Genomic DNA, 15229 nt, shown 5'->3' with positions numbered 1-15229 from the left:
TGATCCGGTCCCTGGGCCGGGAGTTCGCGGCTCGGCAGGCTGGAGGCATGAGCGAAGCGATCACGTTGGAAGCCGTGAGCAAGGTGTACGGCAAGGGGCGGGGCGCGGTCGCCGCGCTGCGCGAGGTGACGGTGCGGCTGCCCAAGGGCGGCTTCACCGCGGTGATGGGGCCCTCCGGTTCGGGCAAGAGCACCTTCCTGCACTGCGCGGCCGGGCTGGACCGGCCGAGCTCCGGGACGGTCCGGCTGGGGGATACCGACCTGTCGCGGCTCAGTGAGACCAAGCTGACCGAACTGCGCCGGGAGCGCGCGGGGTTCGTGTTCCAGTCGTTCAACCTCGTCCCGTCGCTGACCGTCGAGCAGAACATCACGCTGCCGCTGCGCCTGGCGGGCCGCCGTGCCGACGCCGCCAGGCTGTCCGCGCTGGTCGGGCGGGTGGGGCTGCGGGAGCGGACCGGACACCGCCCGGGCCAGCTCTCCGGCGGCCAGCAGCAGCGCGTCGCCATCGCCCGGGCGCTGATCTCGGACCCCGAGGTGCTCTTCGCCGACGAGCCCACCGGCGCCCTGGACACCATGACCGCCCGCGAAGTCCTGACCCTGCTCCGGCAGACCGTCGAGGAGCTCGGCCAGACCATCGTCATGGTCACCCACGACCCGGTCGCCGCCTCCTACGCCGACGAGGTGCTCTTCCTGGCCGACGGCCGGGTCGCCGACACGATGTCCGCGCCGACCGCCGCCAAGGTCGCCGACCGCATGATCCGCCTGGGAGCGTGGGACCGATGATGTTCAGCTTCGCCGTAGCCACCCTCCGGCACCGCAAGGCCGGATTCGCCGGGGCCTTCGTCGCCCTGTTCTGCGCCGCCGCGCTGGTCTGCGGCTGCGGGACGCTGCTGGCCACCGGGCTGCTCGGCGGCGTCCGGCCGGAGCGCTACGCGGCCGCGCCGATCGTGGTCGCCGGGGACCAGAACGTCCACCAGGTCCAGAACAAGGGCAAGGGGAAGGTCAAGGAGAAGGCCAAGCCGATCGCCGGCCGGGCCTGGGTGCCCGCCGCGCTCGCCGACCGGATCGCGGCGCTGCCCTCGGTGCGGTCCGTCAGCAGCGAGGTGACGTTCCCGGTGCTGCTGCCCGGCGGCCCCACGGCGAACTCCTGGGGCCACGGCTGGGAGTCCGCGCCGCTGGCCGGCCTGACCCTGGCCTCGGGGGCCGCGCCGTCGGCCGCCGACGAGGTCGTGCTGGACGCCGGCACGGCCGCCCGGACCCACCTCGCCGTCGGCTCCACCGTGCGGGCCCGCACCGCCGGGGAGACGCTGACCGTGCGGGTCGTCGGCGTCACCGCCCAGGTCTTCGACGCCCAGGCCGGGGTGTTCTTCGCCCCCGAGCGGGCCCGGCAGCTGGCCGGCCACGACGGCCTGTTCAGCGCGATCGGCGTGTTCCCGGCGGCGCCGTCGGCCGCCGCCGACGTCGCGGCCCTGCTCCGGAGCACCCAGGCCGGTAGCACTACCGCCACCACCACCACCACCGGTACGCAGGTCGCCCCGGTCGCCCTCGCCCGGACCGGCGACGACCGCGGACCGGTGGAGTTCCCCGACGCCGCCAACGCCCAGGTCCGACTGGTCAGCATGGGCGGTGTGCTGGGCGGCACCTCCCTGCTGGTCGCCCTGCTGGTCGTGGTCGGCACCTTCGGCCTCTCGATCCAGCAGCGCCAGCGCGAGATCGCGGTGCTGCGCGCCGTCGCCGCGACCGGGCGACAGGTCCGCAAGATGCTCGGCGGCGAGGCGCTCGCGGTGGGGCTGGCCGCCGGGGTGCTGGGCGCCGCCGCCGGCCTGCCGCTGGGCAGTTGGCTCCGGGACCGGTTCGTCGCCCTGGACGTGATCCCCGCGAACCTCCCCGTGGTGCTCTCCCCGTTCCCCGCGATCGCCGCCGCCGGCGCCACCCTGCTGGCCGGCTGGGGCGCCGCCCGGATCTCGGCCCGGCGGGCCACCGCGATCAAGCCGGTGGAGGCCCTCGGCGAGGCCGAGATCAAGCCGCCCCGGCCGGGCTGGGCGCGGATCGTCCTCGGCGTCGTCGCGGCCGCGGGCTCCGTCGTGCTCACCGCCGTGCTCACCGTGCTGCACTCGGACCAGGCCTCCACCCCGGCCTGCTTCGTCGCCGTCCTGCTCTGGTGCACGGCGCTGTCCCTGCTCGGCCCGCTGGTGGCCCGGGCCGGGGTCGCGGTGCTGGGCCTGCCGCTGCGGGCGTCCCGGGTCGGCGGCTACCTCGCCGCCCACAACCTGCGGGCCGCCGCGCACCGGCTGGCCTCGGTGGTCACGCCGCTGACCCTGCTGGTCGCGATGGCCTGCACCATCCTGTTCACCCAGACCACCGTGGACGGCGCTGCGGGTGCGCAGCGCGACCGCGGCAGCGTGGCCGACTTCGTGGTCGGGCCGCGCGTCCCCGCCTCCGCCGCCGCCTCGGTCGCCGCCGTCCCCGGCGTGCGGACGGTGACCCGGGTGCTGCACACCCAGGTCCGCGACGGCCTGACCAGGCGCAGCGTGCAGGCGGTCACGCCCGAGCGGCTGACCGACACCCTGGACCTCGCGGTGACCGCGGGCGATCTCGGCGCGCTGGCCGACGGCACGGCGGCGGCCGCGGACGGGCTGGGCTACCGGCTCGGCCAGCGGGTCCGGCTCACCCTCGCCGACGGCACCCCGGCCGAGGTCACCGTCGTCGCCCTGTACGCCCGGGGCCTGGGCTTCGGTGACCTGACGCTGGCGCACGGCCCGGTCGCCGCGCACGTCGACGTCCCGCTCGACGACAACCTGCTGGTCCGGGGCGAGGGGGTCTCCCGGGAGGCGCTGGCCTCGGCGCTGCGGGCCGAGCCCGGCATCGGCGTCCTGGACCGCGCCGCCGCGCAGTCCGCGGGCAACCGGGTGAGCGCCCAGATCGGCTACGTCACGCTCGGCCTGATCATCGCCTTCGTGGCGATCGCCGTCCTCAACACCCTCGCGATGAGCATCACCGACCGCCGCCAGGAGTTCACCGCGCTGCGGCTGATCGGGACCACCCGCCGGCAGGTCCGCCGGATGCTCGGCTGGGAGACCGCGGCCTCCGTCGTGATCGCCACCGTGCTCGGACTCGGGATCGCCTTCGCGGTGCTCACCACCTACGCCCGGGGCATCACCCGGGGGACGGCCGGGGTCGCCGTGCCGGTGGGGCAGCTCGTGATCGTCGTCGCCGGCGCGGCCGCGCTCGCCGCGGTGGGCACCTGGCTCCCGGCCCGGGTCGCGCTGCGGGCCGGGGAGCGGGCGGCCTGAGCGGGCGGCCGCGAGTGGTCGGCCCCGAGCGGACGCCCGGTACGGCGGGACCTTCGGGGACGCCCGGGGACGCCGCAGCCGCAGGTCACCCGACCTGCGGCTGCGGCGTCCCCGCGGGGTGGGCCGGGTCAGCGCGGGGCGGCGGCGAGGGCCTCGATGTCGGGGACGAGGGCGGCCGGGGTGGGGAGGGCCTCGTTGTCGGCCCGGAGGCGGGCGGCGGCGTCGCGCAGCGCCGGGTCCTCGACGAGGCGGGTGAGCAGGGCGGTGTCGACGTCGGCCGAGGCCGAGCGCAGGGCGGCTCCGGTGGCGGTGAGGATGTCGGCGACGGCGAAGTTGTCGGCGCCCTGGGGGAGGAGCAGCTGGGGCACGCCGGCCTGCAGACCGGTGAGCGTGCTGCCGGAGCCGCCGTGGTGGACCACGGCGTCGCAGACGCGCAGCAGCTCCGCGAGCGGGACCCAGGGCAGCGGGCGGACGTTGGCCGGGAGCGGACCGAGGTGGCTGAGGTCGGCCTCGCCGACGGCGAGCAGGAACTCGGCGTCGACCCCGGCGGCGGCCTCGATCAGCCGGCTGATGGCGTGCACGCCGTCCATCTCGGCGACCACGGTGCCCAGGGTGACGGCGACCCTCGGCCGGGTGCCGCGGCGCAGCAGGTCGCCGGGGACGACACCGCCGCCGTTGTAGGGGAGGTAGCGCATCCGCAGACCGCCCCCGTCGCCGCCGAGCGAGGCCGGGACGATGTCCAGCGGGGTGGTCTCGGCGGGGCCGGCCACGCCGTGCGCCTCGTAGACGTCGGTGAAGTGGGTGGCCAGCCGGCCGGCCAGGTCGAGGCCGGAGGTGAGGCCGAAGTTCTGGAGCGCCGCCGGGATCTTGAGCTTGGCCGCGACCAGCTGGGCGGAGGCCAGGCAGGAGTCGTGGATCAGCAGGTCGGGCTCCCACGCGCCGGCGACGGCGAGCAGGTCGTCCACGGTGGAGCGGGAGGCGTGGGCGAAGGCGGCGGCGGCCATGTCGAAGATCTGGTCCTGGTCCAGGTCCGGCCTGGAGTACCGGGCCTCCTCGCCGGTGGCCTCCTCGAAGGCCTCCCGGAGTGGCCGGCCGTCGCCGATCTCGGCTATCGGGAAGCCGGCCTGCCGGAGCTGGTCCATCGGCTTCGGGCTGGCGAACAGGACCTCGTGTCCGGCTGCGCGCAGGGCCTGCGCGGTCGGCACCATCGGGAAGAGGTGGCTGGGCGCGGCCGGGCCGGTGAAGAGTATGCGCACGATCGTCTCCTGGTCGTTCATTCGGGTCGAACGGGGCTGGCGGTACGAGTGGGCCCGCTCTCTCCGTGAACTGACGACCGATCAGTTCCTGTTCCCGGCAGGATCGATTATCGGACGTTCTGTCACGGGTCTTGCGGGCGAAGGTGAAGTGTGCTGCTGCCTTTCCTGCTGCTTCTCCTGCTCCTGCTCTTCCTCCGGTGGCCCCGCTCAGAGCGGCGGGACGGGGAGGTCGCGAAGGCGGTCGGGGTCGGCGAGCAGGTTGATCTCGGTGATGCGGTCGTTCACGACGGTCAGCGCCAGGACGGAGAAGAGCCGCCCGTCGGGGGCGGTGACCAGGCCGAGCGCGCCGTTGATCAGGGCCGGGCGGGCGAAGGGTGCCAGGCCGCGGAAGAGCAGCGCCTGCCGGGCGACGGCGGGCGCGCCGTGGACGAGGTGCTGGATGCCGGGGAAGCCGCCGGCCCCGGTGGCGCCGACGTCGGCGCGCAGGGTGATGTCCGGGTCGAGCAGGGCGACCAGGGCGTCGAAGTCACCGCTGCGGGAGGCCGCGAGGAAGGCGTCGACGACGACCCGCTGGCGGGTGAGGTCGGTCTCCGGGGCGGCCGCGCCCCGGACCCGGCGGCGGGCTCGGCTGGCGAGCTGTCGGGTGGCGGCCGGGGTGCGGTCGACGATCGGGGCGAGCTCCTCGAACGGCACCGCGAACATGTCGTGCAGGACGAAGGCGAGCCGTTCGGCCGGCGGCAGGGTGTCCAGCACCACCAGCATGGCCAGGCCCACCGAGTCGGCCAGCAGCGCGGCCTGTTCGGGGTCGGCGGTGTCCGCGCGGGTGATCACCGGGTCGGGCACATGGGTGTCCAGCGGGGCCTCGCGCCGGGCGGTGCGGGAGCGGAGCAGGTCCAGGCAGACCCGGCCTACGACGGTGGTCAGCCAGCCGGGCAGGTTGTCGACGCGGGAGGCGTCGGAGCGGCTGAGCCGGAACCAGGTCTCCTGGACGGCGTCCTCTGCCTCGCTCAGGGAGCCGAGCATCCGGTAGGCCACCGACCGCAGATGGGGGCGGTGCTGCTCGAACCGCCGGGCCAGGGAGTCGTTGTCGTTCATCGGGCGCGCCGTCGCAATCCGTCGTGGGCCCCGCCGGCCGGAGCGGTCGGCGGGTTCGGCCGGGGGGTCTGACGATGGGTCGGGAACAGGGGTGGGGCCCCGGTCAGTCGGCGATGCCGACGGTCCGGTGGACCGAATCGGGCCGGTCGACCAGGCCGAGCATGCAGTGGGCGACATCGGCGCGGGCGACCGACAGGCCGCGGCGGAGGTTGCGCCCGTACGCCGTCCGGTAGTCCCGGGTGAGCGGACGGTCGGTGAGCCGGGGCGGGCGGACGATCGTCCAGTCCAGCCCGCCGGCGCGGATCTCGTCCTCCATCCGGGCCAGGTCGGCGTAGTGCGTGCGCAGGGCCGCCCGGGTGAGCGGGGCGGCGAGGTGGCGCATGAAGAAGCCGTCGCCCGGGTCGTGCCGGGGCGGCCGCGGGCGGGCGGGGGAGGGGACGGCGCCGATCGGGGCCGCGCTGACCACGATCAGGCGCCGGGCGCCCACCTCGCGCATCGCGGTGATGACCGCCCGGGTGCCTCGCCAGGCGACACCGGCCTCGGCGCTGGAGCGGGCGCCGAGGCCGGAGAGGACGGCGTCCGAGCCGGCGACCGCGGACTGCAGTTCGGCCGGTTCGGCGACGGCCAGATCGGCGCGGACGACCCGGACGCCGGCCGGGGCGCGGCCGCTCCCGGCCGGGTCGGCCAGCCTGGCCGGGGTGCGGACCACGACGGTGACGTCGTGGCCGGCCGCGACGGCCTGGGTGAGCAGGTGTCGTCCGATGCCGCCGGTGGCGGCGAGGATGGTGAGCTTCATCTGCGGCTGCCTCCTGTCTGTGAGGGGTGGCGTTCGTTCGCGACACCCTCTGAGCGGATCGGGCGCCGGGAATGTGACGACGGCGGCCGTGAATGTGACGCACGTCACTGCCGGGTCACGCGGCGGCGAGGAGGTGCGGACCGTGGTGGTGAAGGCCTCGGACTGCTCGAAGACCACGAGGTGTCCGGTGTCGGTTCGGCGCGGCCGGGCAGGGCGGTCGACCGGGCCGGTCCGGTGTGTCGGGCGGGGCGGGGAACTGTGCCGGTTCGGCGCGCCGTCCACGGAGTGACGCAATCCCTTCCCGGGCCGAACACCGGGAGAAGCGCGGAGGGCCCGGTGCAGTCAGGTGGAAGTGGAACCGAAGTGAACGTCGAGAACCCGGCCGGTCCCCGGTGCCCGGAGCCCGCCGGGCCGTTCGCGCGGCCCGCGCGGACGGTTGTGGACCAGGTGGCCGCCGGCGAACGCTGTGAGTGGCTGTTGCAGCGGACGCTGGACGCCGTCCGGCCGGCCCTGTCCTGGCGGTACGCCGCACCCTGTGCAGGTGCGCGGTTGCCGCCGCCCGGCTGCGGACCGGCCGACGGCGGTGTCCAGTGGTACGTCGGCCGCGGCCGGGACATCGTCACGATCATCTCGGGCGCCCGGCGGGGCGAGTTACCGGCCATGGTGGAGGCGGGGTGGCGGCGACGCGGCTGGACCATCACCTCGGTGAACGCCTGTCGCGAGCTGCCCGGAGTCGCGGCGGTCACGCCGGACGGCTACCGGCTGGCGCTGGAGTTCGGTGTCCTGGGCGAGGCCCGGCTGACCGCGACCTCGCCGGGGGTGGCCCGTTCGGAGCCGGTGCGGGGCGCGCCCGGCGGTCCCGAAGTCCCGTACGCGGTGGGCGGATCGGCGACACTGCCGGAGATCCGCTGTCCGTTCTGGAGCGCCCTGGGCTGACCTGGGCCGGTGGGTGTTGAGAAGGCGCGGAGCGAGTCCCCCCGGACTCGCTCCGCGCCTTCTCCGCACACGGCATCGGCGCGCCGTACCCCCCGACTCTCCGGTCCCCCGCCGCACCCCCCCTGGCAGCCACCCTCCGGCGAGGATGGTTCGCACAGACCCCGGCGAGGCCCCACCACCGGAGGCGTCGTTGATCTCCACGCTAACAAACCGAGTGGTTGGTTTGTCAATAGAGAGTTCCACGAAACATCCACATTCCGGCGGGCGTGTTCGGGTGGCCCGAGGGCGGCCCGAGGGCGGGCCGAGGGTGGGACGCAGGTGGGCGGTGCGCCGTCATCGGCCGGGTGCCGGGGCGTGCCGACTCCGGCGCGGGTGCTCCGGGTACGTAAGGAAACGGTGTCGGAGGAGGGTGGTCACGGGTCTCCGGCCTCACCCGTCCGGGCGAACGGCGGGTCGGGGCGTGGCTCCCGGGGCCCGGAATCCGACACTCGGGGGCGTGGCTCCCGGGGGCGCGGAATCCGACACTCCGGGGCGGGACGGGCACGCAGTGGCACCGGCCGGGCGCTCAGCGCAGCAACCGGCGCTCCTTGGCCACGGCCACCGCGCCGGCCCGGGTGTCCACGCCCAACTTGTCGTAGATCCGGCCCAGATGGGTCTTCACGGTGGCTTCGCTGATGAACAGCGCCCGCGCGATCTCCCGGTTGCCGAGTCCCTGTCCGAGCTGGGCCAGGATCTCCTGCTCGCGCTCGGTCAACTGCGGTAGGGGGGAACGCATCTGAGCCATCACCCGGGAGGCGACCGGCGGCGACAGCACGGTCCGCCCGCGCGCGGCCGCGTGCACCGCCGCGAACAGCTCCTCGGGCCGCTCGGCCTTCAGCAGGTAGCCGGTGGCGCCCGCCCCGATCGCCCGGGTGATGTCGGCGTCGGTGTCGTAGGTGGTGAGGACCAGGACGTGCGGCGCGCCCGGTGCGGCGGTGATCCGCCGGGTGGCCTCGACGCCGTCGATGCCCTCGCCGAGCTGGAGGTCCATCAGCACGACCTGCGGCGCCAGCGCACCGGCCAGGGCGACCGCCTCCTCGCCGGTGCTCGCCTCGCCGACCACCTCGATGTCACCGGCGCTGGCCAGCAGCGCCAGCAGGCCGGCCCGGACCACGGCGTGGTCGTCGCAGACCAGCAGCCGCACCGGCGGGGTCGAGGGGGCGGTGCTCATCGGGGCTCCAGGGGGGTTCGTCGGGGCTCCAGCGGGATCGCGGCGGAGACGACGGTGCCCTCGCCGGGGGTGCTCTCGACGGTCAGCGTGCCACCGAGCTGGCGCAGCCGCGCCCGCATCGCGGGCAGACCGTGCCCGCGCCCGCCGCTGCCGGGCTCCGGCGCGCCGGAGCCGCCGCCCGGCCGGGCGGGCCGGAACCCCCGGCCGTCGTCGGCGACGTCCAGGACGGCCTGGTCGCCGAGGAAGGACAGGGTCAGCGCGGCGGCCGAGGCCCCGGCGTGCTCCCGGACGTTGGCCAGCGCGCCCTGGGCGATCCGCAGCAGCGCGGACTGCGCGGCGGCGGGCAGCGGCACCGGGGCGCCGTCCAGGTGGAACCGGACCGGCAGCCCGCTCTCGGCGGACTCCCGCTCGGCGAGCGAGCGCAGCGCCTGGTCGAGGGTGCGCCCGTCGGCGAGTTCGGCGGGCGCGAGGTCGTGGACGAAGCGGCGGGCCTCCGCGAGGTTGCGGGCCGCCACCTCGGCGGCGGTCCGGACATGGGCGCGGGCGGTCGCCGGATCGGCCTCCCAGGTGCGGTCGGCGGCCTGCAGCAGCATCTGCTGGCTGGACAGCCCCTGCGCCAGGGTGTCGTGGATCTCCATGGCCAGCCGTTCGCGCTCGGCCAGAGTGCCCTCCCGGCGCTCGGTGGCGGCGAGTTCTCGCCGGGTGCGGACGAGGTCCGCGATCAGCGCCCGCTGCCGCTCGGCCTGCCGTTCCATGTACAGGAAGACGGCGGTGGCGAGCGCCGCCACGGCCGGCGGCAGCAGCACCAGGTTGGCGTCCACCCCGCCCGGCAGCCGGACCTCGCCGATCACCACCAGCAGGGTCAGCGCGGCCACCAGCGGGATCGCCGCCCGGGCGGGCAGCGTGCGCAGGGCGGTGTAGACCAGCGGGACGGCGCACCAGGCGAAGCTCGGCGCGACCAGCACCAGGACGACCCAGAGGGCGACCACCAGGGCCAGCGGCCAGAGCCTGCGCCGGCGCCCGGGGGCGGGCGGGCGGCGGTGGGCCAGCCAGGAGCCGACCGGCTGGGCGACGGCCAGGGCGAGGCCGAGGCCGATCACCCAGGGGATGCGGGGGTTGCCGGGGTGGTGGCTGAGGTAGCGGCTGAGCGAGGTGGCGAGCAGCAGCAGGAAGGCGGAGTCGAGCAGGACGGCCAGCCGGCCGTCGTCCGGATTGTCGGCCCCGGGGCCGGAAAGGTCCGCCGGGTCGGGCGGGTTCGCCGGGATCGCCGGGTCGGGGGCTGCCGCCGGGCCCGCGGTGGCCGGGGCGGTGGCACCGGTGGCCGGTTCGCCGCCGGCGGGACGGTCCTGCGGCACGGGGCGGCTCCTTCCACTCTGCGGTCGCCCCTCTGCGGGCGGCTCTCTGCGGTCGGCACTCCGGCCCACCGCGCTGACCTGGTCCGATCCCTCGATGGTGACCCGTCCGACCGGGCCGCGCATCAGCCGATCGGTTGACGGGACCGTCCTCCATCCTGCGCGCGAGCGGCCGCCGGACCGTCGATGCGCCCGGGGGCCCGGCGGCCGGAGGATCGGTACCGAAGCCGCCGAGCCCGACCTGGCCCCCAGATCCCGGCCGTGGCACCGACCGATCCGACGAGGAGCCCGACCATGAAGAAGACCTCCCTGCGTACCCGTGTGCTGACCGGTACCGTCGCCGCCGCCGCGCTGGCCGCCGCCACCGTCGGCGCCGTCTCGGCCAGTGCGGACACCACCGAGGCCCCGGCCGCCGCCGCTGCGGTGAAGGCCGACACCCAGAACAAGAACCTCACCCAGACCACCGGCCTGACCATCGAGGCCGCCACCAAGGCCGCCCAGGCCACCCTGGACGCGGCCACCAAGGCCGGTCAGCACGTCACGGTCGCGGTGGTGGACCGCGACGGCATCACCCGGGTGCTGCTCAAGGGTGACGGCGCCGGCCCGCAGTCGCCGGAGTCCGCCGAGCGCAAGGCGTTCACGGCGGTCTCCTGGAACGCGCCGACCTCCGAGCTGGCCAAGCGGCTGGCGCAGGCGCCGAACCTCAAGGACATCCCGGGCACGCTGTTCCTGGCCGGCGGCACCCCGGTGCAGGCCAAGGGCGCGCCGATCGCGGGCATCGGCGTCGCGGGCGCGCCCAGCGGCGACCTGGACGAGCAGTTCGCCCAGGCGGGCGTCGCGGCGCTCGGCAAGTAGCGCCCGGCGGGCGCGCGGGCGCCCGCCGGCGACGCGGTGCACCGGAGCGGACCCCCGACCGCTCCGGTGCGCCGGCATGCCCGCGCGCCGCCCGCCCGCCGCTGCGCCGCCGCCCGCCCGCGCCCGGCGCATCCGCCCCGGTCACCCCGGGAACCCGGGCACCCGGTCACCCCGGGAACCCGGTGCGCCGGAGCGCCGCAGCGGCCAGGATGGGCGCATGCCTCACATGACCGAGACCGAGTGGCGCGCCTTCCTCGCCGCCGGCACCCGTACCGCCAAGATCGCCACCACCCGGGCCGACGGCCGCCCGCACGTCGCGCCGGTCTGGTTCCTGCTGGACGGCGACGAGATCGTGTTCAACACCGGCGCCGGCACGGTGAAGGGCCGCACGCTGGCCCGCGACGGCCGGGTGATGCTCTGCGTGGACGACGACCGGCCGCCCTTCTCCTACGCCCTCGTCCAGGGCACCGCCCGGCTGAGCGACGATCTGCCCGAGGTGCGCGACTGGGCCACCCGGATCGCCGCCCGGTACATGGGCGAGGAACTCGCCGAGCAGTACGGCGCCCGTAACGGCGCCCCCGGCGAGCTGCTCGTACGGGTGAAGATCGAGAAGGTCACCGCAGAACACGGGGTGGCCCACTGAAAAGCCTGTGCCGCTGTCAGTGGGGCGTGGCAGGCTTCCCGCTATGACGGCGTGGACCCTCAACGACATCGAACGTGCGATCCGCTCCTCCTGGGGTGTCGACACCTGTGCGCCCGAGGACCTGGCCCACTGGCATCCCGACAATCCCGCCCGCGGCCAGTGCGGGGTCACCGCGATGGTCCTGCACGACCTGCTCGGCGGCGAGCTCATGATGGGCGAGGTGCACGTCGGCGGTGTCCGGACGGACCTGCACTGGTGGAACCGGTTCGCGACCGGCTTCGAGATCGACCTCACCCGCGAGCAGTTCGGCCCCGACGAGCGGGTCGGCCCCGGCCGGCCGGTCGCCCGCCCGCAGCGCCCGGGCCGGCTCCAGGCCCAGTACGAACTGCTGCGCCACCGGGTCGTCGCCGAACTGGAGTCGGGCCGGGCCCGGCTGCCGGAGCACGCGTGCGCCTGAGCACGGCCGGGGCGGCGGGCTGACGTACAGTCGGGGCGGCATGGATCGTGGTCCGACGGCTCCGTCGGACCGGCCCGCCGTACCGGTGGCTCCGGCCCGGCGGTCCGTGGCGCGGTCCGCCGGGCGGCGACGACGGGAGTGGGCGATGGCAGTGACGACGGTCGGCTTCGTGGGGCTCGGCGCGATGGGGCAGGGCATGGCTGCCAGCCTGCTGCGGGCCGGGTACCGGGTGCGGGTCTGGAACCGCTCGCCCGGGCCGGTGGCCGCGCTGGTCGACCGGGGCGCCGAGGCGGCCGACGGGCCGGCCGGTGCGTTCACCGCCGAGGCGGTGGTCTCCATGCTCGCCGACGACGCCGCGTTCGAGCGGCTGCTGCTCGATCCGGCCCTGCTGGCCGGCGCCCGGGCCACCCTGCACGTCAACATGGCCACGGTCTCGGTGGCGCTCGCGGAGCGGGCCGAGGCCCTGCACGCCGAGCACGGCATCGGCTACGTCGCCGCGCCGGTCCTCGGCCGGCCCCCGGTGGCGGCGGCCGGCGAGCTGAACATCCTGGCCGCCGGGGCCCCGGCGGCGCTCGCCCTGGCCGAACCGCTGCTCGCCGCGATGGGGCGGCGGACGTGGCACTTCGGCGAGCACCCGCGCCAGGCCAACACCGCCAAGATCAGCGCGAACTTCCTGCTGGCCTGCGCGATCGAGTCGATGGCCGAGGCGTGCAGCCTGGCCGAGGCCAACGGCGTCCGCCCGACCGATCTGGTCGAGATGCTCACCGCCACGCTCTTCCCCGGGCCGGTCTACTCCGGTTACGGGGCGATGGTCGCCGAGCGCCGGTACGAACCGGCCGGTTTCAAGCTGCCGCTGGGTCTCAAGGACGTCGATCTCGCGCTGACCGCCGGCGCCGCGGCGCACGTGCCGCTGCCCTTCGGCAGCGTGCTGCGGGACGCCTTCCTCGACGCCCTGGCGCACGGCGACGGCGAGAAGGACTGGGCGGCCGTCGCGGCCGTCGCCCGCCGCCGGGCGGGCCTGCCGGAGTAGTCGCCGCCGGGCCCGTCGGAGGGCTGTCGTACGCTCGGGCCTTCTGTCGCCATCCGCACGGGGGTCCTGATGTCCGAGCACACCGCCGGCGCCGCTGCGCCGCGTTCGTTCCTCTTCCTGAACGCCAGTTCGCGCCCGGACGGCAACTCCGAACAGCTGGCCCGGCTGGCCGCGGGGGCGAGTCTGCCGCCCGGTGCCGAGCAGCGGTGGCTGCGGCTGAGCGAGCACCCGCTGCCCCCCTTCGAGGACCGCCGGCACAGTGCGGACGGCGGCTTCCCCGAGCCGGTCGGCCACGAACGCACCCTGCTGGACGCCACCCTGGCCGCGACCGACCTGGTCTTCGTCGCCCCGGTGTACTGGTACTCGCTGCCGACCAGCGCCAAGCTCTACCTCGACCACTGGTCCGCCTGGTTGCGGGCACCCGGGGCGGACTTCCGCGCCCGGCTCTCCGGCGGCACCATCTGGGCCGTCACCGCCCTGGCCACCGAGCCGGACAAGGCGGATCCGCTGATCGCCACCCTGCGGCTCTGCGCCGACTACATGGGCATGCGCTGGGGCGGCGCGCTGCTCGGCAACGGCACCCGGCCGGGCGACGTGCTGAACGACGAGCGGGCGCTGGTCGCCGCCAAGTCCTTCTTCGCGGGCTGACGCCCACCCACCGGCCGGCCCTCTCCGACGAGGGCGGGGAGGCCCGGCCGGCCGGCCCCGGCGGCGGTCCGTGGGAGCATGGCCGCCCGACGGCGGTTTCCCGCCAGTGCGGCGTCGTCGGACGCGGCGTTCCGGACGTGTACCGGTCACCCTGCGGTCATCTGACGGTATGGAACAAAAGCCTTACCGAGTGACGGAGTTGGGCCAATCGGACAGTATCCGGTCAGGGTGGTGCACGAAGGGTGGCACCCGCCTTACGATCTGGCTGGATCTTTCGGTAGTCTCCGTCGGACTTTCAGCTTCGTGGGGGGACCACAGTTCGGACAACCCAGTCCTTCCGCGCTCCCGGGCCACGCCCGGACTCATCCGTGAGGTCTTCCTTGCCCATGTCCATACGTCGCAGCTTCGCCCTCGCCGGCGCCGCCGCCCTCGCCTCTTCGATGGTGCTGGCCGGTGCCCAGGGCGCCGTCGCCGTCGGCACCACCGGCTCCCCGTCCGCCACCGCGGCACCGCAGGCCGACAAGTCCTCGCGCCAGAGCCTGGACCTCTCCGTGCGCGGGGTGCCGGACACCTTCATCGCGGGCGGCGACGCCCGGGACTTCACCTTCCGGATCGACAACTCGACCCGGCACGACTTCGTGTTCTACCCGCTGCTCAAGTTCAAGAACCGCGCGGGCAGCCTGGAGGCCGGCGACCTCAAGGTCGAGTACCAGCTGCCCGGCGGCGCCTGGCTGCCCGGCTCGGTCGCCCCCGGTGGCGGGGACTCCGACGACGACGCGGTGCTCATCCTGCTCGGCGGGGCCGACTCCGACGACGCGATGCTCGCGGTGAACCGCGGCAAGGACGTCTCCATCAAGGTCCGCGCCTCGTTCACCAAGGACGCCCCGCTCGGCAAGGCCGGCGTGGTGCCGGTCGTCTTCTCCGAGCAGCTCGACGACCAGTCCCACGAGCCCGTCGGCAACGGCCACTTCAGCTGCGACGGCATCACCGGCGCCGGCTTCACCATCAAGGCCGGGGGCGGCAAGCCGAGCCCGACCGCCAGCCAGACCACCGGCAAGCCGACCGGCAGCCCGTCGCCCAGCCACTCGCCGAGCCACTCGCCCAGCCACTCGCCCTCGGCCACCGCCACCGCGACCGCCACCGCGACCGCCACGGCGACGCCCACGGCGACCGCCACGACCACGTCCACCGCGACCGCCACGGCCACGGCCACCCCCACCGCGACGCCCACCGCCACCACCTCGGCGTCGACCAGCCCGTCGGCGTCGGCCAGCCCGTCGTCCTCGGCGAGCGCGCAGCCGACCGGTGCGACCACCTCCGCCCCGTCCACCGGCGGCACCGGCGCCCAGGAGCCGATCGACTTCCCGGTGACCGTGCCGACCGTGACGCCGCCGAAGCTCACCCCGGCCGCCGTCGCCAAGGCCAAGAACGCGGCCGACAACGCCGACAAGGCACTGGCCCAGACCGGTGGCGGTGACGACACCACCGGCATCGCCATCGCCGGTGGCGCCGTCCTCGCGGTCGGCGCCGGCACCCTCGTGCTGCTCCGCCGCCGCAAGGCCGCCCAGCAGGGCTGACCCCGGCCCGGGCCGAGCCCGGGCATCCGGCCCGCCGGGCCCCGGCACCGCCGGGTCCGCCCGGCCCGGCCGACGACCGCGC

General features: G+C 75.6%; 14 protein-coding genes. 9 read left to right on the top strand and 5 right to left on the bottom strand.

Annotation, left to right across the window (positions count from 1 at the left end; genetic code table 11):
• Positions 1–47: 47 nt before the first annotated feature.
• Both ACZ34W_RS03450 and ACZ34W_RS03445 read left to right on the top strand, forming a co-directional pair.
• On the top strand, positions 48–782 hold the full coding sequence (locus ACZ34W_RS03450) for an ABC transporter ATP-binding protein (protein ID WP_465601366.1): 735 nt from the start codon (positions 48–50) through the stop codon (positions 780–782).
• A complete protein-coding gene (locus ACZ34W_RS03445; RefSeq protein ID WP_465601362.1) occupies positions 779–3292 on the top strand; it encodes an FtsX-like permease family protein in 2514 nt (837 codons plus the stop codon). The genes ACZ34W_RS03450 and ACZ34W_RS03445 overlap by 4 nt, the downstream gene beginning before the upstream one ends.
• 128 nt (positions 3293–3420) lie before the next feature.
• Here the strand turns inward: ACZ34W_RS03445 and ACZ34W_RS03440 are convergent, their stop codons facing one another.
• The 3 genes from ACZ34W_RS03440 to ACZ34W_RS03430 all read right to left on the bottom strand — a co-directional run bounded on the left by ACZ34W_RS03440 (position 3421) and on the right by ACZ34W_RS03430 (position 6439).
• Positions 3421–4548 carry a nucleotide disphospho-sugar-binding domain-containing protein gene (locus ACZ34W_RS03440; RefSeq protein WP_329488695.1) on the bottom strand — a complete coding sequence of 376 codons (1128 nt, stop codon included), beginning with the start codon at positions 4546–4548 and terminating at the stop codon, positions 3421–3423.
• Between the two features lie 207 nt (positions 4549–4755).
• Positions 4756–5643 (bottom strand): RNA polymerase sigma factor SigJ, encoded by an 888-nt coding sequence (sigJ, locus tag ACZ34W_RS03435; protein WP_329488694.1) that lies wholly within the window; start codon positions 5641–5643, stop codon positions 4756–4758.
• 103 nt (positions 5644–5746) lie between these two features.
• Positions 5747–6439, bottom strand: a complete 693-nt coding sequence (locus tag ACZ34W_RS03430; RefSeq protein ID WP_329488692.1) for an NAD(P)-dependent oxidoreductase — start codon at positions 6437–6439, stop codon at positions 5747–5749.
• Positions 6440–6802: 363 nt separating this feature from the next.
• Here ACZ34W_RS03430 and ACZ34W_RS03425 point away from each other — a divergent pair, with 363 nt between their 5' ends.
• Entirely contained in the window at positions 6803–7375 is a 573-nt protein-coding gene (locus ACZ34W_RS03425; protein ID WP_465601358.1) for a hypothetical protein, read from the top strand.
• A 565-nt stretch (positions 7376–7940) separates the two neighbouring features.
• On the opposite strand, the gene ACZ34W_RS03420 is transcribed toward ACZ34W_RS03425, so the two are convergent.
• Together ACZ34W_RS03420 and ACZ34W_RS03415 are read right to left on the bottom strand one after the other, a co-directional pair.
• On the bottom strand, positions 7941–8585 hold the full coding sequence (locus tag ACZ34W_RS03420) for a response regulator (RefSeq protein ID WP_465601355.1): 645 nt from the start codon (positions 8583–8585) through the stop codon (positions 7941–7943).
• Complete coding sequence (locus ACZ34W_RS03415) at positions 8582–9850, bottom strand: sensor histidine kinase (protein WP_465601876.1); 1269 nt, start codon at positions 9848–9850, stop codon at positions 8582–8584. Before ACZ34W_RS03415 ends, ACZ34W_RS03420 begins: the two co-directional genes overlap by 4 nt.
• 381 nt (positions 9851–10231) lie before the next feature.
• On the opposite strand from ACZ34W_RS03415, the gene ACZ34W_RS03410 reads away from it, so the two are divergent.
• From ACZ34W_RS03410 to ACZ34W_RS03385, 6 genes are all read left to right on the top strand, one after another.
• Entirely contained in the window at positions 10232–10792 is a 561-nt protein-coding gene (locus ACZ34W_RS03410) for a GlcG/HbpS family heme-binding protein (RefSeq protein WP_465601352.1), read from the top strand.
• Between the two features lie 226 nt (positions 10793–11018).
• Complete coding sequence (locus ACZ34W_RS03405) at positions 11019–11435, top strand: PPOX class F420-dependent oxidoreductase (RefSeq protein ID WP_465601874.1); 417 nt, start codon at positions 11019–11021, stop codon at positions 11433–11435.
• A 43-nt stretch (positions 11436–11478) separates the two neighbouring features.
• On the top strand, positions 11479–11892 hold the full coding sequence (locus tag ACZ34W_RS03400) for a YunG family protein (protein ID WP_329488687.1): 414 nt from the start codon (positions 11479–11481) through the stop codon (positions 11890–11892).
• Between the two features lie 145 nt (positions 11893–12037).
• The gene (locus ACZ34W_RS03395) at positions 12038–12922 is read left to right on the top strand and encodes an NAD(P)-dependent oxidoreductase (RefSeq protein WP_465601349.1); all 885 of its coding nucleotides are present in this window, start codon (positions 12038–12040) and stop codon (positions 12920–12922) included.
• A gap of 69 nt (positions 12923–12991) precedes the next feature.
• Positions 12992–13570 carry a flavodoxin family protein gene (locus ACZ34W_RS03390; protein WP_465601346.1) on the top strand — a complete coding sequence of 193 codons (579 nt, stop codon included), beginning with the start codon at positions 12992–12994 and terminating at the stop codon, positions 13568–13570.
• 386 nt (positions 13571–13956) lie between these two features.
• Complete coding sequence (locus ACZ34W_RS03385) at positions 13957–15147, top strand: LPXTG cell wall anchor domain-containing protein (protein WP_465601343.1); 1191 nt, start codon at positions 13957–13959, stop codon at positions 15145–15147.
• The last annotated feature ends 82 nt before the right edge of the window (positions 15148–15229 follow it).

This window comes from Kitasatospora sp. NPDC022856 (genome assembly GCF_055561235.1).
The sequence above is the reverse complement of the archived record's forward strand: the minus strand, read 5'-3'. Positions and strand labels throughout refer to the sequence as shown.

Excerpts from the sequence above, each read along its gene's own strand:
- ACZ34W_RS03450 (WP_465601366.1), top strand. The coding sequence starts at position 48 with ATGAGCGAAGCGATCACGTTGGAAGCCGTGAGCAAGGTGTACGGCAAG.
- ACZ34W_RS03445 (WP_465601362.1), top strand. The coding sequence starts at position 779 with ATGATGTTCAGCTTCGCCGTAGCCACCCTCCGGCACCGCAAGGCCGGA.
- sigJ (WP_329488694.1), bottom strand. The coding sequence starts at position 5,643 with ATGAACGACAACGACTCCCTGGCCCGGCGGTTCGAGCAGCACCGCCCC.
- ACZ34W_RS03430 (WP_329488692.1), bottom strand. The coding sequence starts at position 6,439 with ATGAAGCTCACCATCCTCGCCGCCACCGGCGGCATCGGACGACACCTG.
- ACZ34W_RS03420 (WP_465601355.1), bottom strand. The coding sequence starts at position 8,585 with ATGAGCACCGCCCCCTCGACCCCGCCGGTGCGGCTGCTGGTCTGCGAC.
- ACZ34W_RS03410 (WP_465601352.1), top strand. The coding sequence starts at position 10,232 with ATGAAGAAGACCTCCCTGCGTACCCGTGTGCTGACCGGTACCGTCGCC.
- ACZ34W_RS03405 (WP_465601874.1), top strand. The coding sequence starts at position 11,019 with ATGACCGAGACCGAGTGGCGCGCCTTCCTCGCCGCCGGCACCCGTACC.
- ACZ34W_RS03400 (WP_329488687.1), top strand. The coding sequence starts at position 11,479 with ATGACGGCGTGGACCCTCAACGACATCGAACGTGCGATCCGCTCCTCC.
- ACZ34W_RS03395 (WP_465601349.1), top strand. The coding sequence starts at position 12,038 with ATGGCAGTGACGACGGTCGGCTTCGTGGGGCTCGGCGCGATGGGGCAG.
- ACZ34W_RS03390 (WP_465601346.1), top strand. The coding sequence starts at position 12,992 with ATGTCCGAGCACACCGCCGGCGCCGCTGCGCCGCGTTCGTTCCTCTTC.
- ACZ34W_RS03385 (WP_465601343.1), top strand. The coding sequence starts at position 13,957 with ATGTCCATACGTCGCAGCTTCGCCCTCGCCGGCGCCGCCGCCCTCGCC.